17 protein-coding genes and 1 tRNA gene are annotated in these 22,813 nt (G+C 38.3%); 2 read left to right on the top strand and 16 right to left on the bottom strand.

Translation table 11 applies throughout. The features are described from left to right. Window positions 1-2,614 precede the first annotated feature (2,614 nt). The 8 genes from ilvC to HMPREF9200_RS06260 all read right to left on the bottom strand — a co-directional run bounded on the left by ilvC (window position 2,615) and on the right by HMPREF9200_RS06260 (window position 13,347). On the bottom strand, window positions 2,615-3,625 hold the full coding sequence (gene ilvC, locus HMPREF9200_RS06295; RefSeq protein ID WP_009353991.1) for a ketol-acid reductoisomerase: 1,011 nt from the start codon (window positions 3,623-3,625) through the stop codon (window positions 2,615-2,617). A gap of 164 nt (window positions 3,626-3,789) precedes the next feature. Further along, entirely contained in the window at window positions 3,790-4,593 is an 804-nt protein-coding gene (locus HMPREF9200_RS06290) for an ABC transporter ATP-binding protein (RefSeq protein WP_009353958.1), read from the bottom strand. Next, window positions 4,593-5,087 (bottom strand): acetolactate synthase small subunit, encoded by a 495-nt coding sequence (gene ilvN / locus HMPREF9200_RS06285; RefSeq protein ID WP_009353959.1) that lies wholly within the window; start codon window positions 5,085-5,087, stop codon window positions 4,593-4,595. Before ilvN ends, HMPREF9200_RS06290 begins: the two co-directional genes overlap by 1 nt. Next, window positions 5,080-6,801, bottom strand: coding sequence for a biosynthetic-type acetolactate synthase large subunit (gene ilvB / locus HMPREF9200_RS06280; RefSeq protein ID WP_009353992.1), 1,722 nt, complete (start codon window positions 6,799-6,801; stop codon window positions 5,080-5,082). Before ilvB ends, ilvN begins: the two co-directional genes overlap by 8 nt. A 32-nt stretch (window positions 6,802-6,833) precedes the next feature. Continuing rightward, entirely contained in the window at window positions 6,834-8,060 is a 1,227-nt protein-coding gene (gene ilvA, locus HMPREF9200_RS06275) for a threonine ammonia-lyase (RefSeq protein WP_009353990.1), read from the bottom strand. Window positions 8,061-8,141: 81 nt separating this feature from the next. Further along, window positions 8,142-9,812, bottom strand: a complete 1,671-nt coding sequence (gene ilvD, locus HMPREF9200_RS06270) for a dihydroxy-acid dehydratase (protein WP_009353988.1) — start codon at window positions 9,810-9,812, stop codon at window positions 8,142-8,144. Between the two features lie 1,064 nt (window positions 9,813-10,876). Then, window positions 10,877-12,211, bottom strand: a complete 1,335-nt coding sequence (locus tag HMPREF9200_RS06265; protein ID WP_009353979.1) for an NAD(P)-dependent oxidoreductase — start codon at window positions 12,209-12,211, stop codon at window positions 10,877-10,879. Between the two features lie 332 nt (window positions 12,212-12,543). Next, the gene (locus HMPREF9200_RS06260; protein WP_009353952.1) at window positions 12,544-13,347 is read right to left on the bottom strand and encodes a MetQ/NlpA family ABC transporter substrate-binding protein; all 804 of its coding nucleotides are present in this window, start codon (window positions 13,345-13,347) and stop codon (window positions 12,544-12,546) included. A gap of 291 nt (window positions 13,348-13,638) precedes the next feature. Between HMPREF9200_RS06260 and HMPREF9200_RS09035 the strand changes: the two genes are divergently transcribed. Continuing rightward, window positions 13,639-14,292 carry a PepSY-associated TM helix domain-containing protein gene (locus HMPREF9200_RS09035; protein WP_255260735.1) on the top strand — a complete coding sequence of 218 codons (654 nt, stop codon included), beginning with the start codon at window positions 13,639-13,641 and terminating at the stop codon, window positions 14,290-14,292. Beyond that, entirely contained in the window at window positions 14,244-14,921 is a 678-nt protein-coding gene (locus tag HMPREF9200_RS09030; RefSeq protein ID WP_255260734.1) for a hypothetical protein, read from the top strand. The genes HMPREF9200_RS09035 and HMPREF9200_RS09030 overlap by 49 nt, the downstream gene beginning before the upstream one ends. A gap of 83 nt (window positions 14,922-15,004) precedes the next feature. Here HMPREF9200_RS09030 and HMPREF9200_RS06250 read toward each other — a convergent pair. The 8 genes from HMPREF9200_RS06250 to gyrB all read right to left on the bottom strand — a co-directional run bounded on the left by HMPREF9200_RS06250 (window position 15,005) and on the right by gyrB (window position 22,721). Further along, a tRNA-Arg gene (locus HMPREF9200_RS06250) sits at window positions 15,005-15,081 on the bottom strand. A gap of 564 nt (window positions 15,082-15,645) precedes the next feature. Beyond that, window positions 15,646-15,960 (bottom strand): hypothetical protein, encoded by a 315-nt coding sequence (locus HMPREF9200_RS06245; protein WP_009353965.1) that lies wholly within the window; start codon window positions 15,958-15,960, stop codon window positions 15,646-15,648. Window positions 15,961-16,079: 119 nt separating this feature from the next. Beyond that, window positions 16,080-17,429, bottom strand: a complete 1,350-nt coding sequence (locus HMPREF9200_RS06240; protein ID WP_009353970.1) for a hemolysin family protein — start codon at window positions 17,427-17,429, stop codon at window positions 16,080-16,082. Window positions 17,430-17,642: 213 nt separating this feature from the next. Then, window positions 17,643-17,960, bottom strand: a complete 318-nt coding sequence (locus HMPREF9200_RS06235) for a YbjQ family protein (RefSeq protein WP_009353986.1) — start codon at window positions 17,958-17,960, stop codon at window positions 17,643-17,645. A gap of 83 nt (window positions 17,961-18,043) precedes the next feature. After that, the gene (locus HMPREF9200_RS06230; RefSeq protein WP_009353945.1) at window positions 18,044-18,373 is read right to left on the bottom strand and encodes a branched-chain amino acid transporter permease; all 330 of its coding nucleotides are present in this window, start codon (window positions 18,371-18,373) and stop codon (window positions 18,044-18,046) included. Then, entirely contained in the window at window positions 18,370-19,080 is a 711-nt protein-coding gene (locus HMPREF9200_RS06225) for an AzlC family ABC transporter permease (protein ID WP_009353997.1), read from the bottom strand. Before HMPREF9200_RS06225 ends, HMPREF9200_RS06230 begins: the two co-directional genes overlap by 4 nt. A 285-nt stretch (window positions 19,081-19,365) precedes the next feature. Beyond that, entirely contained in the window at window positions 19,366-20,808 is a 1,443-nt protein-coding gene (locus HMPREF9200_RS06220; protein WP_009353946.1) for an amino acid permease, read from the bottom strand. Window positions 20,809-20,819: 11 nt separating this feature from the next. Beyond that, window positions 20,820-22,721, bottom strand: a complete 1,902-nt coding sequence (gene gyrB / locus HMPREF9200_RS06215) for a DNA topoisomerase (ATP-hydrolyzing) subunit B (protein WP_009353984.1) — start codon at window positions 22,719-22,721, stop codon at window positions 20,820-20,822. Window positions 22,722-22,813: the final 92 nt, after the last annotated feature.

Here is a 22,813-nt window from a genome sequence, read left to right as displayed (position 1 = left end):
ATTCCTCTCACCCAGTATTCTTCTACTATCAAAATAAACCTTCAGCTTCCTAAAGGTTCTTTCGTGGAAAGTAATATTTATACACGAACCATACACTCTACATATACTTGTTAGCCACGACCTAGCAAATAATCTGTTGTGTAAATCTAGTTCAAATTATTTCGATATCATTATACATGAATTTGTATACATTATCAACAACTAATTAAAAAAACTTTCACAATTTATCTGTAATCTATAGAATAACAATATTCTTACTATCTACCATTATCTTCATATACTATTTATTTATTACATATTAATTCATTTAAGTTTTAATTTTATGTATAAATAATCAATTTTAAGCAATAGTTCGCATTTTTATTCCTAAGTAAAATTAGACATCAACAGATATGTATTATTACATCCTAAGCTAACAATTTTACACCATTTATTCAAAATGTTTATAATTGAATTATTGTGTATATTATTGTAGAAGAATTTAGATATTATGTTTCTATTTTGCTGAAATTTCTTCATCAATTTACACGATTAAAATTTGCACAATATATTGTATATTGCATTCAAAAAAACTGTGTATTTATATAGTATAACTAGAGAAAACATTTATTGTCTTCCCTGAGAAACGCCATTACGAGTAATAGCCTTTATGGCATTCCTTTCTACCTAAATCACACAAACGCAAAAGACCGCAACATGCTCCTGAACAAACCTAACCACTGTATCAGTTTGAGAAGGAGTATGTTGCGGTCTTCCCTTTTCCCTATTTAGTTACGAACGCCACAAGCCTGCATAGCGGAACAAATGACGATTGTATTATACCTATAACCTATGCTATAATTAAGTCAATAAAAGAAGAGCCATCAACGTCTGCTAGCGTTAGGCTCATCTCTGGGAATTACAAATAAGAAATGGCCTAACGTGCTAAGGTGTATAAGACCTTATACGTTAGGCTTTTTCATTGTCTATATTACTAGATCAATGAGCTGAATTACTAAACTAGTAATAGAAATAATCAATGAGATTGCTTCATACTTAGTCATAGCAACCACCTCCTCCCAAACTAGGAAGAGATGAGCCTAACAACACGTCAATGACTCTTACAATTTCAATTATAGCACAATCTATTCGTACTGTTTATATGAACTAAATACTCTGAGGAACGCCGTTATGAGTAGCAGCCTATGTGGCGTTCCTACTACCTAAATCACACAAACGCAAAAGACCGCAACATGCTCCTGAATAAACCTAACCACTGTATCAGTTTGAGAAGGAGTATGTTGCGGTCTTCCCTTTATCTTATTTAGTTACGAATGACACAGACTGAATAGCATCACAAGTGACGATACATAGCGAAACAATTGACAATTGTATTTAACTCTGAACTATGCTATACTTGGGGTATCAAAAAGAGAGCCATTAACGTGCGGTTAGCGTTAGGCTCATCTCAAAACAACAAAATGTGATGATGCCTAACGTGTATAAGTACTGGTTATACTTATCTTTACGTTAGGCATTTTCATTATCTATTTAAATAGATCTTTAAACAGGTCAATGATACTTACTATTACAGAAATTAGATAAAGCAATAAAGTATACTTTTCATACTTTCTCATAGTATCACCTCCTCCTAAATTAGGAAGAGACAAGCCTAACTCACATTAGTGACTCTCATACCACCATTATACACCTAGATATACATTATGCGAATTAACAATATTATGAATATCATCTTAAGGAACGCCGTTACGCGTAGTAGCCTTTGTGGCATTTGTAATACTCCTATTAACTGTGCTATAATTAAACCAACAAAAGAAGAGCCATCGACGTCTGCTGGCGTTAGGCTCATCTCAGAAATTCAAAAGTGAAATTTGCCTAACGTGTTAAGGTGTGCTAGACCTTATACGTTAGGCTTTTTCATTGTCTATTTTGCTAGATCAATGAGCTGAATTACTAAACTAAAAATAGAAATAATCAATGAGATTGCTTCATACTTAGTCATAGCAACCACCTCCTCCCATAATAGGAAGAGATGAGCCTAACAACACGTCAATGACTCTTACAATTTTAATTATAGCACAATCTATTCGCACTGTTTATATGAACTTATTACCAATCCGAACAGGAAACCAAGCAAAGCACAAGTTTGTAAATGATACCGCCAGCAAGTAACAATTGTATTTAACTCTGAACTATGCTATACTTGGGGTATCAAAAAGAGAGCCATTAACGTGCGGTTAGCGTTAGGCTCATCTCAGAAGAATAAAGAGAAATGGCCTAACGTGTATAAGTACTGCGAATACTTATTGTTACGTTAGGCTTTTTCATTTCTATTGAAATGTGGCGTTCCCTTACTACCTAAATCATACAAACACAAGAAGAGCACGGTGTGCCTCGAACAAACATTATGAAATACCGTTTGTGAGAGGTATACCGTGCTCTTCCCTTTGCTTCTATTTAGTTACGAACGCCACAAACTGCATAGCGTCACAAGTTCCGTCACAAAAAGCACGCAACATGCTCCTGAGCAAACATTATGAAATACCGTTTGTGAAGGAGTGTGTTGCGTGCTTTCCTTATACTACTTCATGATTTATATGAAGGCTATTTACTTTTACTTTTTGATCCAAGGCATCAATTTACGTAATTCGCCGCCCACTTCTTCTACTTGATGTGCTGCAGATTGTTTACGTTGTTCGTTAAGGTATGGGTAACCTGCTGCATAGTCACTAAGGAATTGATCAGCAAATTTGCCATCTTGGATATCTTTTAATACACCACGCATTGCTTCTTTTGCAGATGCTGGGATTACTTTTGGTCCTGTAATATAGTCACCGAACTCAGCTGTGTTGGAGATGGATTTACGCATTGTTTCGAAACCACCTTCGTAGATCAAGTCGATGATTAATTTCATTTCATGAACACATTCAAAGTATGCGTTAACTGGGTTATAACCAGCTTCTACCAATACTTCAAAACCAGTTTGCATCAATGCACATACACCACCGCAAAGTACTGCTTGTTCACCGAATAAGTCCGTTTCAGTTTCTTGACGGAAGTCAGTTTCCAAAATACCGGAGCGGCCACCGCCTACACCAGATGCCCATGCTAAGGCCACTTCTTTAGTGTCTCCGCTTGGATCTGCATATACAGCGTACAAGCAAGGAACGCCAGAACCTTCTTGGAATGTACGACGTACTAAGTGACCAGGTCCTTTAGGAGCTACCATGAATACGTTTACATCAGCAGCTGGTTTAATTTTACCGAAATGAATGTTGAAACCATGAGCAAATGCCAAGTACGCACCTTTTTTAAGATTAGGAGCGATGGATTTTTCGTAAGTTTCTGCTTGCAATTCATCTGGAATCAAGATCATCACAACGTCTGCACCTTTTACAGCATCCCCTGTTTCTTTTACTACGAAACCAGCTTCTTCCGCTTCTTTCCAGGATTTGGAACCTTCACGAAGACCGATTTGTACGTCCATGCCGCTTTCTTTCAAGTTCAATGCATGCGCATGACCTTGGGAACCGTAGCCAAGAACTGTAATTTTTTTACCTACTAATGCTTGTAGATTGCAATCTGCATCATAAAATACTTGTGTGCCTAAAATGTTACCTGCCATTGTGATAACCTCCTACTTTGTAATACATGTGTTAATGTTTATAATTTACTAGATTTTCTAGTGAAATTCAACTGATTTTCAACCTTTCGGCTTACTGATTTACCATACTTAGTATGATAAATTGGTATAATTAAAAATATCTTTGTACACTCTATAAAAACATTTTATAAAAGTACTTGTAGCCAAGGTCGATCTTGGACCCAAGTCACTTTCACAGACAAACCATAGAGCGCCGATAAAATATCATCGGTAATGACCTCATATTTCGGCCCCGATTGAAAGATTTTACCTTCTTTTAATAGTGCCACATGGGTCACTGTGGGAAGGATTTCCTCGATTTGGTGCGTCACATAGATAAACGGACAAGGACTGTCCTGAGTCCCTCGTTGATTGAGATGACGGAGCAATTGTTCTCGGCTCGGTACGTCTAACCCATTGCATGGTTCGTCTAAGATGAGCAAATCTGGTCTCGTCATCAAAGCACGACCGATTAAAACACGACGTTGCTCCCCTGTGGAAAGTACCCCAAAGTGGCGATGTTGTAAATGTTGTAATCCCATACTTGCTAGGACCATATCACAGCATTGTTCTTCTTCCTCTGTCACTTCTCGATACACACCGATGGTACCATGCGCTCCAGATAGCAAAATTTGTCGCACCGTTTCATCTCGCATAGTACGTTCAAATTGCCCCAAGGTAGAGCTGACAAATCCAATACGATCTTTCACATCTTTCCAGACGCATTGTCCAAAGGTATGTCCTAGGACACGCACCTCACCGCGGGTGGCACAGGTGTAGGCCATAATCATGCCTAGCAAGGTGGACTTGCCTGCTCCATTAAGGCCGAGTAATGCCCAGTTTTCCCCTGTGTTCACATGCCAGTCCACACCTTGCAAAATCGCTTCCCCATTGCGGACAAAGGTAACTCCTTCATAATGTAACAACTCACCTTGCTTTGGTATAACCATTACATTTTTTCTCCACGACTCATAGCGGTGCAACCTGTTTTTGCAATTTCCAGAATACCATATTCTTTCATAATTTCTATGAAAGCATCTAGTTTCTGCGTTTCTCCTGTAATTTCCATCATGATAGAGTTAGGACCTACATCGAGTACATTACCACGATACACATCTGCTAATTGGATAATCTGCGGTCGCACAGACACATCTGCTTTCACCTTAATAAGCATCAATTCACGGCGCACCACTTGTTCTGGAGAGAAAATTTTGACCTTAATGACGTCAATCAATTTATAGATTTGTTTTTGAATTTGGTCTAATTGCACTTCGTCTGTTTCTACGGTCAATGTGATCCGTGCATGATGATTAGGAATAGATATGCCAGATGTCATTTGTGTAACGGAGTACCCACGACGATTAAAGAGGGACAGGATACGAGCCCCGATACCTGGTTTATTTTTTGTAATGACTAGCACTTGGTGTTGTCGTACTTTACTCATTGTCAGGGCCTCCTTTCAATCCAATCATATCTTTGGCACTGCAACCTGCTGGAATCATTGGGAACACATTTTCTTCTTTTTCCACAATGCAGTTAATCACCACTGGCTCATCGGATAAGATAAGGTCTCGTAATTGACTACGCAAGTCTTCGATGGTGGACAGTGTCACCCCTCGCACGCCATACGCTTGTGCCAACACTTCAAAGTCTGGACTAATGGATAAATCCACGAAGGAATAGCGATGGTTATTAAAGAGTTCTTGCCATTGGCGAACCATGCCCAAGAAACCATTGTTGATGATGACCACTTTCACAGGGATATTGTAAGCTTTTAATAGGAGCAATTCTTGGCTATTCATCTGTAGGCCCCCATCCCCTGTGATGAGCACTACTTTTGTATCTGGTTGTGCTACTTGCGCACCGATAGCTGCTGGCAAACCAAAGCCCATCGTACCAGCTCCACCAGATGTAATGATGGTATTCGGTTTCGAATAGGTGATGAATTGAGATGCCCACATTTGATGTTGCCCTACGTCTGTGACCACGATGGCATTGCCCTTCACAATATTATCGATTTCTTGAATTACTTTTTGTGGTAATAAAGACTCTCCCTCATGAGGACGAACGCGAATTGGGTATTCCTCACGCCATTCACGGATGCGTTCCAACCAATCTTCATGGGTTTGTGGTATTAGTTCATGATTCATTTCATTCAACACATGTTTCAAGTCCCCTACGATAGGTACGTCGATTAATTTATTTTTTTCAATTTCTGCTGGGTCAATGTCTACATGTACAATTGTTGCCTGTGGGCAAAATTCTTTTGGCACTCCTGCAATACGATCATCAAATCGTATACCCAATGCCAAAATTACATCCGCTTCATTGGTAGCATAGTTCGCATATACGGTGCCATGCATACCTAGCATTCCTAAGGATAATTGATGTTCTCCTGGGAAAGACCCCAATCCTAGTAAAGTATTTGTGACTGGAATTTGACAGGTAGTGGCTAATTTATATAACTCTTCTGTAGCGCCTGATATTAACACCCCATGGCCAGCGATAATCAACGGTCGTTTCGCTGCTTTTACAATTTCGATAGCCTTTTTGATTTGCTTTTTATGTCCAATATAATTTGGATCATAGCCTTCTAGGGAAATCGGTTCATTAAAGATTGCTTCAAATTCTTCATAAGAGATTTCTGCTAATTGCGCATCTCGTGTGATATCTACTAGCACAGGGCCTGGACGACCGGTTGTGGCCAAATAGTAAGCTTCTTTCACCGTTCTCGCAATATCTCGGATATCCTGTACCAAGTAATTATTTTTCGTCACTGGCATGGTAATCCCAATGATATCGGATTCTTGGAACGCATCTTTTCCTAGCAAGTGGCTAGCCACCTGACCTGTTATGGCCAAGAGAGGAATAGAATCCATATGCGCCGTCATAATGCCTGTCACAAGGTTCGTCGCCCCTGGGCCAGAGGTAGCTAAGCACACACCACATTTGCCAGAAGCACGAGCATAGCCGTCTGCCTCATGAGCCGCCCCTTGTTCATGGCGTGCTAAGTAATGGTTGATTCCCTCAAAATCATAAATTTCATTGTATATAGGAATTACGGCGCCGCCGGGATAACCAAATATGTCTGTCACTCCCAAGCGCTTCAATGTTTCTAGGAGTATGCGAGCTCCTCGAATCATCTTCTGTTCACTCATAGTTTATCCTCTTTCTATATCCATCTCATCCATTAGTCATGTTCACTAAATTCATTAGAACTGATACGGTGAATCGTATATCCACGGTCCGCCATGGCAGCCGTAATTTTTTTTATATGATCTTCCCCATTCGTTTCTACAGTCACCACCAACTCCACTTCATGGAAGCGATCTAGATTCTTAAACTGATTATGTTCTAGTTTAATGACATTCGCATTTTGTTCTGCTAAGATTTCAGATACTGCCACTAATTGACCTGGTTTATCTGATAAATTCACAGCAAATGTAAAAATACGACCTCGTACGACTAAGCCTTTAGTAATCATGGACGCAATGGTCAATACGTCGATGTTACCACCGCTCAAAATACTAACCACAGTTTTGCCTCGCACCCGTAATTTTTTCAAACCTGCCACTGAAAGTAAGCCAGCATTTTCACCGATGATTTTATGTTTTTCCGCCAATAATAGGAAAGCTTCCATCAATTCATAGTCCGATACGGTTACGATTTCATCCACATAATTTTGGATGTATTCCAAATTCTTGGAACCAATTAATTTTACGGCTGCCCCATCTGCAATTGTACTCACCGATGGAAGTGCTACTGGTTTTCCCTCTTCTACAGCAGCTCTTGCACTGGCTGCGCCCTCTGGTTCTACGCCTATAATCTTTACTTGTGGATTTTTTAGCTTAGCTGCTGCTGCCACGCCGGAGATCAATCCGCCACCACCAACTGGTACTAAAATAATATCTGCATTTGGTAATTCTTCTAAAATTTCTAAGGCAATGGTCCCTTGCCCTTCAATGACATCTTCATCATCGAAAGGATGGACGAACACATAGCCGTGCTTCTCTTGTAGTTCACAAGCCTTTTCATAAGCTTCGTCATAGACTTCGCCAGCGAGCACTACTTCTGCTCCGTATTGGCGCGTCGCCTCTACTTTAATGAGCGGTGTATGGCGTGGCATAACTATAACTGCTTTAATGCCCAATCGTTGTGCTGCTAGCGCCACACCTTGCGCATGGTTACCTGCAGAGGCGGCGATAACGCCACAGGCTTTTTCTGCTTCTGTTAATTTGGAAATTTTATTGTATGCGCCCCGTAATTTGAAAGACCCTGTGCGCTGTAAATTTTCCGGTTTAATATATACATGATTGCCTGTTTCTTGCGAGTACACAGAGCTATGAATTAATTTTGTTTTCACGGCGATAGTAGCCAATCGCTCCCTAGCCTCCATGAAATCGTATAATTTATGCATATAAATGTCCTTTCCTAAGTATGTATTCTATCTACGGACCTGTACTTCCCTCATAGATATGTATCCTGACTACATTCCCTCTTATGCTTCGTCTAGGATTTCGATGGCACCTTGTGCAGCAGAGGATACATGCATAGCATATTTTTTCAAGTATCCTGTGACATCTGATTTGTACGGTGCTAAGTTTGCTTTTCTTCGTGCAATTTCTTCCTCTGAAAGTTTCACATTCAAGGAACGATTTGGAATGTCGATTTCGATGATATCTCCATCTTCTACGATGGCAATAGTGCCACCAGATGCTGCTTCTGGAGATACGTGACCAATGGATGCGCCACGAGTAGCACCAGAGAAACGACCATCTGTAATCAAGGCTACGTCTTTACCAAGACCCATACCTGTGATCGTCGCTGTTGGTGTCAACATTTCACGCATACCTGGACCACCTTTTGGACCTTCGTAGCGAATGATGACTACATCGCCTTTCACAATTTTATGACCCATGATTGCTTCTACTGCTTCTTCTTCACTGTTGAAAACTTTTGCTGGACCAGAGTGAACCAGCATTTCTGGATCTACAGCACCTTCTTTGACCACGGAACCGTCCGGAGCTAAGTTACCTTTCAATACAGCAATACCACCTGTGGTGTACACTGGGTCACTCCAAGGATGAATCACATCTTCGTCTAGGACTTTCATAGTTTTAGCAATCGTACCTTGATCCACTAGGCTCACAGATTTTGCACTTTCATGTAAATGTCCTTGTTCTTGTAAACGATGCATTACCGCATACACACCGCCTGCGGCATGTAAATCTTCGATGAAATATTTACCAGATGGAGACAATTTAGCCAATTGTGGTGTATCACCTGCAATGCGGTTGAAATCATCCAATGTTAAGGACACACCCGCTTCATGAGCGATAGCTGGTAAATGTAGCGCCGTATTGGAAGAGCCCCCCAATGCCATATCTACAGCTACCGCATTTTCAAAGGCCTCTTTCGTCAATACATCTTTTGGACGTAAGCCTTCTTGTAACACTTCCATCACTTGCATACCCGCACGTTTTGCTAGACGTAAACGCTCGGAGTAAACCGCTGGGATCGTACCATTACCCGGCAATGCCATACCCAATGCTTCTGTTAAACAGTTCATCGTGTTCGCTGTATACATACCGGAGCAAGATCCGCAAGTTGGGCATGCTACGTTTTCAATATGTTCTAATTCTTCTTCGGAAATGAGGCCTGCTTCAAATTTACCTACTGCCTCAAATACATCGGATAAACCAATTTTTTTACCATTGTGCACGCCTGCTAGCATCGCACCACCAGAGACGAATACAGATGGTAAGTTCAAACGAGCCGCCGCAATCAACATACCTGGCACGACTTTATCACAGTTAGGAATGAATACCATCGCATCGAATGGTGTGGCCATAGCAGAGGCCTCGATGGAGTCAGCAATAATATTTCGTGTCACCAAGGAATATTTCATACCGATATGATTCATCGCCAATCCGTCACAAATACCGATAGTATTAAATTCCATAGGAATACCACCAGCCTCGCGAATACCATCTTTTACAGATTGAACGAGATTTTTCAAATGTACATGACCTGGAATGATTTCATTGAAAGAATTGGCAATCCCGATGATTGGTTTTCCAATTTCCTCGTTAATAAATCCTAATGCTTTTAATAATGAACGATGTGGAGCTCTTGTTGCTCCTTTTGCTACTCTATCACTGCGTACCATATAATGATCCTTTCTACTTATATAAACATGATTTATAACACTTGTTATAGTTATATATTGTTGTCTATATACTATGTGCATAACACTGAAATAATTGAATGGGATTTCTATTGGATAGTTCTATGATTTTATATCCAACAGGTTCCCAATCCACATCTAGTATTCTGACATACTATATTAGACATAAAAAAGGGCGATCCCTGAGGAATCGCCTTTTCATATATATGTATGCACGTTAATCAAATAGACTACAACAACCTAGATTCCTTATGTTGTACACAAAGAAACCTAAGATGGTAGCTCTACCGAAGAAAAGGCGACCTCTATGGAATTGTTAGTTCTAATGACGTTCACTAAAATGAACAGGACGAGCACGAGAATTGCTAACAATGCCATGATAATCTCCTTTCTGTACGATATGCGTACGAATCTTAACTATAAGTGTAATACTTTAAAAATAAAATAACTGTCTACTATTGTAACACCTTTGTCCACTGTGCGCAAGTAGATATCTATATTTTTTTACTCTTTCAGATGTATTATTTTCCACAATTTGTTATACTATAAGTGTTACTTCCCCTATACTGGTAACAGAAAGGGGGTGAACCTAGTGTTAACATTAATTATTACACTTTTTATCTCGATTACGGCAAATGTTCTCGCTTATTACATTTGTAAATGGTTAGATCGAGTATATAAGAAGTAACTAGCCTAGCCTTGTCAGCTATATAGACAAATAAAAACACCCAGGTCTCGCCACCTGGGTGTTTTTTGTGAACCTAATGTTAACTATTTTCACACTTTTTTCGCTTGCCAACATTATATCATAATTACAAAAAATTAAAACCCCACGGTTGGCAGACCGTGGGGTTTCTTTTGTTTGCAATTAGAAAATCCTCAAATTTATTCCAAATCCATTATATCACTTTCCTAGTATATTTTCTAGTATATAAGAAACACCCAAGTCTCGCCACCTGGGTGTTTTTTTTGGTGAGCTTTATGGAATCACCATTACTCTTTTTCGCTTGTCTTTATTATAGCATAGTTAAGTAAAGAATAAAACCCTATTCCCCTAAAAAGCGTTTTGCCTCGCAGTAGTTTACGATACCTTCTACTACTTTTTTAGCTTCACGCATAGCCAATACTACGGTAGCTGGTTTATGCACTACGTCACCGCCTGCGAATACACCTTGACGGCTTGTCATACCATATGGCATATCTCGTGTCACCACATAGCCAGACTCATTCACTTCAATACCATTACCAGGACCCACTAAGCGTGTGTTTGGTTTGTGACCGATGGCCACGATGATTTTATCCCCTGGTAACGTAAAGTCTTCGCCAGTGCTTTTCACAGATCCATCTTCTTGTAATTCTTGTCGTGTAAATGTCAACCCTTCCACGATATCTGAACCAGTTACTTCTTTTGGAGCGGCTAAGAATTCAAAATGAACGCCTTCTTCTTTTGCTTCTTCAAATTCAGATGGGTTTGCTGGCATTTGTTCTTCTCCACGGCGATACGTCACTGTTACACTTTCAGCACCAAGACGAACACAAGTACGAGCCGCATCCATCGCCACATTACCAGCACCGATGATGAGAACTTTATCACCTTTATATACAGGAATTAATGATTCTTCAGCTCTACCATTTTGTACTAATTGTACAGATGTCAATAATGCCATCGCCTGTAACATACCTGCTTTGTCATCACCTGGTAAAGAAATTTCCATTGGCACATGAGTACCGGTAGCAATAAAGATAGCATCAAAACCTTCTTCAAACAGAGCATCTAAGTTACGATCTGGACCGATAGTGACATTACATTCAAAAGTAACACCTAATGTTTCTAAACGCTTCACTTCACGACGTACAATTTCTTTGCCTAAACGGAACTCCGGAATCCCAAACAATAGGATACCACCTGGCTCATCTTGGCGTTCAAATACTGTCACATCATAGCCTAATTTTGCCATATCTCCAGCCACTGTTAATCCAGCAGGGCCAGAACCAATAATAGCGATTTTACCTTGGTCTTTACGATTTGGTTTTATCTTGCGAAGATTATTATTGCTTTCAAAATCTGCAGCAAAGCGCTCTAATTTACCGATATTAATGGGTTTGTTCGCACGATTTAAAATACATGCCCCTTCACATTGTTTTTCACGAGCACACACACGGCCGCACACCGCTGGCAAGCTGCTACGCTCTGCAATAATATCGTTGGCTAATCCAAAATTACCATGTGCAATAGCTTGGATGAAACGAGGAATTTCATTTTCAATAGGACAACCTGTACGGCACAATGGCTTCGCACAGTTCAAACAACGCTTTGCCTCTGCAAAGGCCTCTTCCATCGTATAATCTTTATCAAATTCTAGTTCATGTCTTAACTCCATAAAGACCTCCTTGCACCACTCTGGTGACACACTTTTTCTTTATATACTCTATGTATAGGTTCTTATTGATTCCGATATCATATCTATAGTATACCATAGGCAACTATACTTCACTGTAACAATGGCTACACCCTTGCTATATCTATGACTATAAGTGCTCCTTTTCTTAGTGAAAGTACTAAAAGATATATCCTATAGTATACCATATGTGCGCACTGTGTGTAACTATGTATTTTTATATATTATGCAACGATATGCCTATCGTTTCACTATGCTTGCAACGATGCAAAAAAGAGGTCCACCTCATGGATAGACCTCTATATTCATAGTGATTAGTTTGCAGATGTAATGGTTCCTTTGAAAGTTTCTGCAATGAATTGTTTAATGGCCTCAGACTGATAAATCTCTGCAATTTTTTTGTATGTTGCGTTGTCTTTATCTTGTTCACGTGTAGCCAAGATCATCACTGCTAATGGCTCATCTTTTGGTTCTAAGTACAATCCTTTTTCACCTACGTTGATACCTGCGCTTTGTACGTAGTTCATCGGAATTGTCGCTAATGTAACATCATCTAAACTACGAGGTAATTGTGCCGCCTCAAGTTCTTGGATTTTTAGGTTCTTAGGATTTTCCACAATGTCTGCTACTGTGGCTTTGAAACCAACGCCATCTTTCAATTTGATAAGGCCTGCTCGTTGTAACAAGGCTAAGGCACGGCCACCATTCGTTGGATCATTTGGAATTGCTACCGTGTCTCCGTCTTTCACATCGATAGGAGATTTTACAGAATTACTATAGATACCCATTGGCATTAAAATAGTTTTGCCGATTGGCACTAGTTTAGAATTATTTTGCTTATTAAAGTTTTCCAAGAACGGCACATGTTGATATGCGTTCAATTGGATATCTCCGTCTGCCAAGGCTTTATCTGGTGTGATATAGTCAGAAAATTCTACTACTTTCAACTGGATGCCTTGCTTTTGTGCTTCCTTCGCTACCGCCTCAGCCACTTGTGCATGAGGACCTGCCGTAGCACCAATTTTAATTTCTTGCGTTGTTGTCGATGTACTACAGCCCGCAATACCTAACGCCAATATACCCACTAATAGGGGTGTGAATAGTGATTTTAATTTCATAATTCTATCCTTTCATAACTACAAATATTACTAATAAAATTTATATTTCAATTCTGAGTATACAGAATATCATAAGAATCTTCTCTTGCCCAATATAATTTTTATTACACTATTAATAGGTAAAAACTATAAATTATATACATTGAAACTTTTTTTCATAGTCACAAATAATTGAATTTCTAAAATATTTGAGTTATTATAATCATGTTTTTATACGAAAGGAGTAACTATATGTCAACTTTTTACAAATGGCATAAGAGAATATCTATCTTTTCTATTATATTTTTTCTTATGTTTTGCATTACCGGTTTATTATTATTATTTAGAAACGAATTAAATGCTTGGTCTTTAGGACAAACCTCTCATAGTACATCTACTATGACAATGAGTCCATCCTCATCCTCTATATTTGATGCAGCAGATGCGGGTGCTGCATTGGTAAAACAACAATATCCATCCAAAGATATTTTGAATATTTCTCCAACTATGAATAGATCTAACCTATTACGCTATAGAATTATTGATTCATCAGCCACATCTGCCCCACCTGCACGAATGGGTATGGGAGGAGACTATACCTTATATAACCCAAGTTCTAATACACTTGTTGAATCTCATCGTGTCACCCCTACGCATCCATGGGTACGAAGTGCACTACACACAATTCATGAATTACATACTCGATTAGCCTTAGGAAAATTTGGTATTTATCTTGTAACTATTCTATCTATGATATGCTTCTTATCCATCCTTAGTGGTATCTTTTTATACGGCCCTTTCAGTTCCGCCTATAAACGAAGTACACAAACATCAAATCGATTACAAATCAGCGCTCTGCATCGTGAATTTTCTATGATTGCTTCTGTTTGGGGAATTATATTATCACTAACAGGTGTATGGATTGGAGGTTTTTTATTGCTAATGATTATTACACAAAAAATGTAGCCTCTATAGCAACACAAGAATTAGCTAATCATACATCCGAAATTTTATCTCCTTCTGAAGCAATTCAACGAATCCTATCAACCTATCCTAATCGTCAACTTATTTCTATGGATTATCCTTCAAGATTTAATAATTATCACTATGCCTTTTATTTAGGTAGCCAAAATGATGAGGATCCTGCCATGTTTTTAGGTCAGCCTGTATATGCCAATTTATATAGTGATTCAACCCTCGATCAATATGCAACAAAAGAAATTCCTTGGTATTTCACCGGAATGAAAACTATGATAAACTTACATATTCATAATCATAATTCCATGGTATTAAAAATATTATGGGCCATCTGGGATACTATTATCATCATTGGTATGTTATTAGGCATTATCCTAACGATTATGAAACGATATCATATCCCTATGAAAACTACATCTATAAAATCTACCTTATCTCCTACTCATATTTGGAGAATTCCTGCTATATCTAGTGTATTAATTGCTTGTGGTCTTATCATTCCAATGTGGCCTAATTCTATGACAGAAACAATTGGTGCTATCTGCTTATTGATTCCTTTAATACTATTTATATACTCTTTATATCAGCACTATACTCGAATCAAAGAAACTCTATAATATATTCATGGTAGTCTTTCTTATAAATCCACGAAAAAACCGATGTCACAGATATATCTTTCTATGACATCGGTTTTTATCTATGGTGCGCCCAGAGGGAATTGAACCCCCGACCTGCAGTTTAGGAAACTGTCGCTCTATCCTACTGAGCTATGAACGCAAGTATACATCTATTATAGTCTAACTGTACTATACCTAGCAATATGAAATCCAAATAAGATTCGATCTGTATCCTATGTGCATATCCACAATACAGAACATTTTTTCTAACCCTTTAAGATTCAATAAAGCCTTATTTTACAAGGGTTATTCACTTTTTGTGTATAAGATGTGTATAACTATAGAGTTATTAACATCAAATACACAAGGTATTAACAATCTACTCACAACCTATACTCATAGTTATACACTTAGTTATCCACAGTTTAGTGGATAACTGTTCCATATGTACGATAAAAGTATCTTTTTTGTTCTATTTTTACACTATATCCACTAGTATTGTCTATCTACCCATGACATAGATGTACTATTACTTACATATACGATAATACAAAGCTATATCTCATCATCTACTACATACACAATAAGCCTATAGAACATAGCTAACCTGTTCTATAGGCTTTATCATATACATGGTATATATCAGATTTTCTCTTACCAGGATACTTTCAGTATGCACCGCATCGTATCTTATAAGTACTGACTATCCACCATATGCTCTCACTTATTCAGCAAAGTGTAATTGACCATTTACTTCTACTGGAATGCCCCAATCAACTTGTACGCCATTTTTGTTCCACATGCGAGTTAAGGCTAATTTTAAGTTATCGTAGGAGTCCAATGGTTGCACTGTCAACTCATCATATGTGTTTAATCCTGTGGCATGCATTACTGTTTGTTCTGCTTGCAAATAAGATTCTACTTTCTCTTTCCAAGTTACATCCTCTAATACCACTTGGCATTCTTTTGTTTCTTTGTTATACGCAATATGACCTCGCTCATTATCTCCATAATGAATTGCTAAATATACCCATTCCATGGTGTACCCTCTTTCATGACTAACATAAGTTATGATGTATACTATACTCATACTTTGATGTATTCTGTTTCTATTATATCGTATCTTTCCAAGTAGTGGCAATATAGATACTTTTTACTTTATACTGAACTACTCTCCACCGCTACTTTCCGTGTCACCATTACTTTATCCACCCGCGTGTTATCCATATCCATGACCTCAAATTGCAATGGCCCATAGTGACAGCGATTAGCTTCTTTAGGAATACGACCGATTAAGTAGGTCACGAATCCCCCTAATGTTTTATACAGATCCTCTTCTTCACCTGGTAATAATTCATCCACTTCAAAGTATTCTTTCAGTTCTTCAATGCTGATAAGACCATCCACAAGATACGTACCATCTTCTCGTTGGACGATGCGATTTTCTTCTTCTTTCTTTTCCTCTTCCCCAGATGGCATCAATCCCACGATTTCTTCCATAATATCGTGGAATGTAATCATCCCACTCATACCACCATATTCGTCTAGCACAATGGCTTCATGAGTACCTTCTTCTCTGAAAGTAGATAATACTTTCATTAAGGACAAGGATTCTGGTACGAGCACTGGTTTACGCATGCAATAAGCTAGAATATCTTTCATCGGACGATGACTTTCTTTCATCTGTTGTGCCAACACATCTACAGAAGAGACTAAGCCTTTCAACTCATCTAAGGAATCATCACCTACTGGAATACGATGTTCGTTGCATTCCATAATGGTTTCTAGGATGTCCTCATCACTAGCGTTAATATCAATCCACGTCAACTGCGTACGAGGTGTCATAATATCGCTGGCATCGAGGTCAGCTAAGCGGAAAATATTTTCTACTAACACTGGCTCTTCCTCTTCATAAGCGCCTAGTTCCACACCTTGTACAAGCATTTTATTAATTTCCGATTCCGTTACCGGTGCTTCTTCCTTGTGTTTAACGCCTAATACTTTCAGTAGCACCGTTGTAGACATACTGAGAAGTGCCACAAATGGTTTTGTGATGGTGGCAAAGTATTTCATAGGGATGGCCATCATGATGGCAATGGATTCTGGAGAATTGTATGCCAACCGTTTTGGTACTAATTCCCCTATCACCAAAGATAAATAGGTTGTTAAGGATACGATGAAAATAGGGCTTATCGTATCGGCATAATCAGCTAGCCACAAGATATGTTCTTTGATATAGGTCGCCATAGGATCGGAAAAAGTAGCCCCTGAATACAAACCAGTGACGATACTAATTAAAGTAATACCAATTTGTATAGTGGAAAACATTTCATTCGGATCTTCCGCTAGCTCGATGGCCATGCGAGCTCCACGATTACCGGCTTCTGACTTTTCTTCTAATAATCCTTTACGAGCATTAATAATGGCTAACTCCGTCATGGAAAATAAACCATTTAAAATGATGAGTATGACTACAATTAAAATTTCTATACCTATGTCACTGCCCACTGATTCTATCTCTCCTTATCGATTCCTATCTATAAAACTATACTATATGTATCTAACTAATCATCTACTAACTTTAAATAGTTATGTATTCTAGTACAATACTTACTGTCTATTTTTACTAAATTATATTTCAATACTTAAAAATATATTGAAATACTTCTGCATTCTTATATAATACTTGTTTGCTATTTGTAAAAGTAACTCTAATACATACTAAATAACAACCGCTGTTCCTGTGCATGTTACCATGAGCATACCATTCGTTTCACCTAATGTTTCATAACTCACAGATACACCTACGATCGCATTAGCTCCCATATCTTTCGCACGTTTACTCATTTCTTTTAAAGATGCCTCACGAGCGCTAGATAAAGATGATTCATAACTATTATTACGACCCCCTACAACATCTCGAATAGAAGAGAAAAAGTCTTTCACAAAGTTACGACCTTCTACAACTTCTCCAAAGACGATTCCTTTATATTCTTTAATTGGTTGTCCTTCAATTTGCATCGTTGTTGTAATAATCATAGGTGTCTCCTTTATTCTCATATTGATATGATTTAAACCTTATTATTCGTATTATATCATATTTAGAATACTTCCATATAACACTATATAAATACTTGTTGAATCAGTACCATATACAGAATTGTTCCACCCCCAATGGATAGGAACATATTTCCTTTCCATTGGTGTAGTAATACTGTCACAGCTACTGCGATTATGTCCGGCATACCATGATATACGCCAGATACATCCACATGCCGTAAAGAAAATACTACTAACAAACTCATCGTTGCCGACGGCAATACTTTCCCTAAATACTGCACATAAGCAGGTGTTTTCGTTTTCGAATTAAATATGACAAATGGTAAAAACCGTGTTGCCATAGTGCCTAGCACAACAATGGCAATGGTTATGATTTGTTCCGTGAAAGTCATTGTTCTCCCTCCATTGTTCTACGTAACAAACTTAATATGACTACGATTCCAATCATAGCAGGAATCATAAAGTGTTCACTGCCAAATACAATCAAGGCAACGCCAGGAATCACTAATCCTATGCCAGAGCTAATCAAATTTCGTTGCATTTTATATTGCTCCAAAGCCAATACAATAAAGAGTGCAGTTAGTACAAATTCTAATCCTTTCGCATTAAAAGATAATACAGATACAAAAAGATTACCTATGACAGAACCCACAACCCAATATAACTGATTCAATAGAGTTACAAAAAAATAACACCATTTCTTGGAAATTTCAGCAGGAATTTGTGATGTATAGTTAATGGAAAAACTTTCATCCGTCATTCCAAATATGAGATATGGTGTTAGCCATCCCATATGTCTATATATAGTTAACATAGAAATTCCATAAAATATATGACGCCCATTGACCATGAGTGTAATTAAAAAAGCACCTACTGGATCGAAAGGAGATAGTAACATAGCTACTGTTACAAATTCCATAGATCCTGCATAAATGAGAGCACTCAATGCCAATGTATAGCCCCAGGAAAATCCCATAGAATGCATATAAATGCCATAGGATAGTCCTAAAAATAAAAATCCCAATAATAACGGTGTTGTTTTAAGAAAACCATATCGAAAGGCAGATATTATTGTATTTTTTGTTGGTTTAGGTTCCATATATACCATCCTTTCTTTCATCGTGTATCATTAGTATTACTAGATCATCAAATTTTATATAAACTATTAAATACATATATATTTAAAATATGTACATAGATACAAATAACTTAGTGCCACTTTTACTATACTATCAAATTCTAGAATACTTATATATTTATATAATATATAATAGGTTAATAAAAGATTATTTTTTAACCTATTTCCTGTAGTATCCTATTTTAATTATAAAATTAATGAACAGAAAAACAGCCCATGGGAACTTCTTCCCATAGGCTGTTTCTATTAATCCTCAAAATCGCGAGATAAATCCACTTCTTTTAGAGGAACTACTTTTGTTTTATGTTTTGCTTTATACCATAAGTATACAGCGAAGAATACTGGAAGACCAATATAAGCAACAGATACTCCGTACCAGTCAATACTTTCACCCATGAAGGCTGTATAGTTTTGACCAGCAATAATGATCAAACACAATGCTAAAGCAAACAATGGACCAAATGGGAACCAAGATGCTTTATAAGGCAATTTGGATACATCATAACCTTGTGCCACATAAGCACGTCGGAAACGATAATGTGCAATCGCAATCCCCACCCATGTGATGAATCCACTCATACCACTGATATTAATCAACCAAGTATAGGCTTGACCTTCCCCAATTAAGGATGTTAAGAAAGCAAACAAACCAAAGGCTGCTGTTGCTAACAATGCCGGAATTGGCACACCACGTTGGTTAATAGAGCTAAATAATTTTGGTGCATCTCCTGATTTAGATAATGCATATAACATACGTGTAGAGGAGAATAAACCAGAGTTACCAGCCGATAATACAGCGATCAACAAAATAGCATTGATGAAATGTGCCGCCCAGTCAAATCCAAAACGGTCAAATACCAATGTAAATGGACTGATGGACACATTTTCCACAGAACTGTTCAATAAATTTGGATCATTATAAGGGATTAAGAAACCGATGACTGTGAAAGAACCAATATAGAACAATAAAATACGCCAGAAAATAGAGTTAATGGCTTTAGGAATATTTTTTTCTGGATCCTCAGACTCACCAGCAGCAGTACCAATTAATTCTACCCCTTGGAAAGAGAAACCAGCAATCATAAAGATAGCTAAGATAGAGGAGAATCCCCCTACAAATGGAGCCTCTTCGATAGTCCAGTTATGGAATCCTGGAGATTCAGTACCAACCCCAAGAATCAATAAAGATCCTAATAATAAGAATACAATAACAGTAATAACCTTGATGCTAGAGAATAGATATTCACTTTCACCAAAAGAACGAGCTGATAAATAATTCAACACAAACAGAATCAATAAGAACAAAGCAGACCAAACAATAGCTGGCACATCAGGGAACCAGTATTTCATGATGAATGCACTGGCTACCAATTCCGCTGCTAATGTAATAGCCCAGTTAAACCAAAAGTTCCAACCTAAGGCAAAGCCCAAAGCTTTATCTACATAGCGAGAGGCATGAGTACCAAAAGAACCAGATACTGGCAAATACGTAGTCATTTCCCCTAAACTAGTCATCAAGAAATATACCATGATACCTATGAAGCTATAAGCAATTAACGCGCCACCAGGACCTGCTGTACTCACTACTTCACCACCGGCTACGAATAAACCTGTACCAATAGCACCGCCTAAGGCAATCATATTCATGTGGCGGGATTTCAAACTTCTTTTTAATTTGTTATTTTCCATGAGACTTCTCCTTATAAGTCAAGATTTCGTACATATTCTGCATTATCTTCGATAAATTTTCGACGAGGCTCTACCTTATCCCCCATCAAAACGCTAAATATCTTGTCTGCTGCAATACTGTCTTCCATGCTGACTTGTAGGATGGTTCTATGTTCAGGGTTCATAGTTGTATCCCATAATTGTTCTGCATTCATTTCACCAAGACCTTTATATCGTTGGATCGTAATGCCTTCACGGCCAATTTCATCCAATCTATCTGAAAGTTCTTGGTCACTGTAGGCATACCATTGTTTTTGACCTTTTTTAATTTGGTACAACGGTGGTTGTGCAATAAATACATGACCTTCTTCAATCAATGGTCGCATATAGCGATAGAAGAATGTCAATAATAAAGTACGAATGTGTGCGCCGTCCACGTCCGCATCTGTCATAATGATGATTTTATTGTAACGGCTCTTCGTAATATCAAAGTCTTGTCCGATACCTGTACCAAAAGCAGTAATCATAGAACGAATTTCTGCATTGGCTAATATTTTATCGAGACGAGCTTTTTCTACATTTAGAATTTTACCGCGCAATGGTAAAATTGCTTGGTAACGGCGATCACGACCTTGTTTTGCGGTACCACCCGCAGAATCACCTTCGACAAGGTAAATCTCTGTCATAGTTGTATCTTTTTCAGAACAATCTGCTAATTTACCAGGTAAGGAGCCCACTTCTAACGCATTTTTACGGCGTGTCAATTCACGAGCTTTACGGGCTGCTTCACGAGCACGACTCGCATTGGTTGCTTTTTCGATAATTTTCTTCGCTTCTGCTGGATGCTCCTCTAAGAAGACACGCAATCCATCAGACACGATAGTATCTGTAATCCCTTTGACTTCGCTATTGCCTAGTTTACCTTTTGTTTGGCCTTCAAATTGTGGTTCCAATACTTTTACACTTACCACAGCTGTCAAGCCTTCACGCACATCTTCCCCAGTCAAGTTGCTTTCATTTTCTTTCAAAATGCCAGCCTTGCGACCATAGTCGTTTAAGGTACGTGTTAAAGCTGTACGGAAACCGCTCAAGTGCGTACCACCATCAATGGTGTTGATATTATTAACGAAGGACAAAATCGTTTCGCTATAACTATCGTTATATTGTAATGCCACGTCTACTACCACATCGTCACGAGTATTATCGATGGAAATAACACTTGGTGTAATAGCTTCTTTCGCTTCATTTAAATATTCAATGAATTGTACTAAGCCACCTTCATAATGGAAACTTTCACTGCGACCTTCTCCACGTTTATCAGACAAAGTAATACGTAAACCTTTATTCAAGAACGCCAACTCTTGTAAACGAGTTTTTAATACATCAAACTCAAAGATGGTGGTTTCAAAAATTTGTGCATCTGGTTTAAATCGTACTGTCGTACCTGTGCGATCCGTCGTACCGATTTGTTTCAAATCAGATGTTTTGTTACCACGTTCAAAGGAAATTTCTTGAATTTTTCCATGTTGGTATACATCGACGATAGTCCACTCACTTAAAGCATTTACTACGGAAATACCTACCCCATGAAGACCACCGGACACTTTGTATCCACCACCGCCAAATTTACCACCTGCGTGAAGTTTGGATAATACTAGTTCTACCGCAGGCATACCTGTTTCATGCATCCCTGTCGGAATCCCACGACCATCGTCAATAACTTCAATACTATTATCTTCACAAATGGTCACTTCAATATGCGTTGCATACCCCGCTAGGGCCTCATCCACACTATTATCTACAACTTCATACACCAAGTGATGTAATCCACGGGCAGATGTGCTACCAATATACATACCAGGTCGCATACGAACGGCTTCTAAGCCTTCGAGGACCTGTATATTACCGGCATCATAATTTGTTTGTTCTGCCATCTGACATCCTCCTACTATTTATTTAATGACATCCCATACTGGTCACCATATTCTATATAATACATTCTATTATACAATACTTTACTATCTCT

Origin of the sequence: Veillonella sp. oral taxon 780 str. F0422, from assembly GCF_000221605.1 — a bacterium.
Taxonomy (GTDB): Bacteria; Bacillota; Negativicutes; order Veillonellales; family Veillonellaceae; genus F0422.
This window is presented reverse-complemented; position numbering and strand designations above follow the sequence as displayed.

Coding starts and splice junctions, on each gene's coding strand:
- ilvC (WP_009353991.1), bottom strand. CDS start 3,625: ATGGCAGGTAACATTTTAGGCACACAAGTATTTTATGATGCAGATTGC.
- HMPREF9200_RS06290 (WP_009353958.1), bottom strand. CDS start 4,593: ATGGTTATACCAAAGCAAGGTGAGTTGTTACATTATGAAGGAGTTACC.
- ilvN (WP_009353959.1), bottom strand. CDS start 5,087: ATGAGTAAAGTACGACAACACCAAGTGCTAGTCATTACAAAAAATAAA.
- ilvB (WP_009353992.1), bottom strand. CDS start 6,801: ATGAGTGAACAGAAGATGATTCGAGGAGCTCGCATACTCCTAGAAACA.
- ilvA (WP_009353990.1), bottom strand. CDS start 8,060: ATGCATAAATTATACGATTTCATGGAGGCTAGGGAGCGATTGGCTACT.
- ilvD (WP_009353988.1), bottom strand. CDS start 9,812: ATGGTACGCAGTGATAGAGTAGCAAAAGGAGCAACAAGAGCTCCACAT.
- HMPREF9200_RS06265 (WP_009353979.1), bottom strand. CDS start 12,211: ATGGAGTTAAGACATGAACTAGAATTTGATAAAGATTATACGATGGAA.
- HMPREF9200_RS06260 (WP_009353952.1), bottom strand. CDS start 13,347: ATGAAATTAAAATCACTATTCACACCCCTATTAGTGGGTATATTGGCG.
- HMPREF9200_RS09035 (WP_255260735.1), top strand. CDS start 13,639: ATGTTTTGCATTACCGGTTTATTATTATTATTTAGAAACGAATTAAAT.
- HMPREF9200_RS09030 (WP_255260734.1), top strand. CDS start 14,244: ATGGATTGGAGGTTTTTTATTGCTAATGATTATTACACAAAAAATGTA.
- HMPREF9200_RS06245 (WP_009353965.1), bottom strand. CDS start 15,960: ATGGAATGGGTATATTTAGCAATTCATTATGGAGATAATGAGCGAGGT.
- HMPREF9200_RS06235 (WP_009353986.1), bottom strand. CDS start 17,960: ATGATTATTACAACAACGATGCAAATTGAAGGACAACCAATTAAAGAA.
- HMPREF9200_RS06230 (WP_009353945.1), bottom strand. CDS start 18,373: ATGACTTTCACGGAACAAATCATAACCATTGCCATTGTTGTGCTAGGC.
- HMPREF9200_RS06225 (WP_009353997.1), bottom strand. CDS start 19,080: ATGGAACCTAAACCAACAAAAAATACAATAATATCTGCCTTTCGATAT.
- HMPREF9200_RS06220 (WP_009353946.1), bottom strand. CDS start 20,808: ATGGAAAATAACAAATTAAAAAGAAGTTTGAAATCCCGCCACATGAAT.
- gyrB (WP_009353984.1), bottom strand. CDS start 22,721: ATGGCAGAACAAACAAATTATGATGCCGGTAATATACAGGTCCTCGAA.